The organism is Amphiplicatus metriothermophilus (assembly GCF_900199215.1).
Taxonomy (GTDB): domain Bacteria; phylum Pseudomonadota; class Alphaproteobacteria; order Caulobacterales; family Parvularculaceae; genus Amphiplicatus; species Amphiplicatus metriothermophilus.
In genome coordinates this window covers 1-1142 of record NZ_FZQA01000015.1, presented here as the reverse complement: position 1 = coordinate 1142, position 1142 = coordinate 1, and the positions used below count along the sequence as shown (strand labels likewise).

The window sequence follows — 1142 nt, the reverse complement described above, 5'->3', positions numbered from 1 at the left end:
AACCTCCCCACTCTGAGGTTAGTCTGTTCCTCGACAGAGGAGACGGACGATGAAGCGCAGCAGGTTCAGCGAAGAACAGATCATTGGCATTCTGAAGGAGCACCAGGCCGGGCTGAGCGCGGCGGAGCTCTGCCGGAAGCACGGGGTGAGCGAGCCGACATTCTACAAGTGGCGCTCGAAGTATGGCGGCATGGAAGTATCGGACGCGAAGCGGCTGAAGGCCCTCGAGGAGGAGAACGCCAAGCTGAAGAAGCTCCTGGCGGAGTCGATGCTGGACGTGTCGACGCTGCGCGAGATGCTCGGAAAAAACTTCTGAGGCCCAGTTCGAGGAGATCTGCCGTGAACTGGGCCATCACCGAGAAGGGCTATTCCCAAAGGCGCGCCTGCCGGCTCGTCGGGATCGATCCGCGTGTCTACCGGTATCGCTCGACGCGGGGCGATGACGGGCCACTACGACGACGCCTGCGCGAGCTGTCGTCCGAGCGGCGGCGGTTCGGATATCGGCGCCTGCATATCCTGCTCCGCCGGGAGGGCTGGGAAGTCAATTGGAAGAAGCTCTATCGCATCTATCGCGAGGAACGGCTGACCGTGCGCAAGCGCGGCGGCCGGAAGCGTGCGCTCGGGACGCGGGCCCCGATGGCGATCCCGCAGGGCCCGAACCAGCGTTGGAGCCTCGACTTCGTGTCGGATGCGCTGTCCTGCGGGCGGCGGTTCCGTGTGCTGTGCGTGATCGACGACTTCAGCCGCGAATGCCTGGCAACCGTCGTCGATACCTCGATCTCTGGCGTCAGGGTCGCCCGGGAACTGGACCGGATCGCGGAAATCCGCGGCTATCCCTGCATGGTGGTTAGTGACAACGGCACGGAGCTGACCTCGAATGCCATCCTGAAGTGGCAGGAGGAGCGCCGCGTCGAATGGCGCTACATCGCGCCGGGTAAGCCCATGCAAAACGGCTTCATCGAGAGCTTCAACGGCCGCCTTCGGGACGAATGCCTGAACGAGCACCTCTTTGTCGGCCTGCGCCATGCCCGCCAGTTGATCGCGGCATGGCGCGACGACTACAACCATCACCGCCCGCATACGAGCCTCGACGGGCTCACGCCGCGGGAATACTACAACCGGTCAGAGAAGGACCAAACCCG

General features: G+C 63.8%; 1 protein-coding gene. It reads left to right on the top strand.

All coding sequences use genetic code 11. The features are described 5' to 3' along the window. Positions 1-49: 49 nt before the first annotated feature. Positions 50-1142 (top strand): IS3 family transposase gene (locus CHB64_RS14980; RefSeq protein ID WP_143266043.1). Its coding sequence is split into 2 segments (ribosomal slippage), with 1094 coding nucleotides annotated over them: positions 50-305 and positions 305-1142; the frame shifts between segments, so codons are not numbered across the junction. This gene is flagged as partial in the annotation.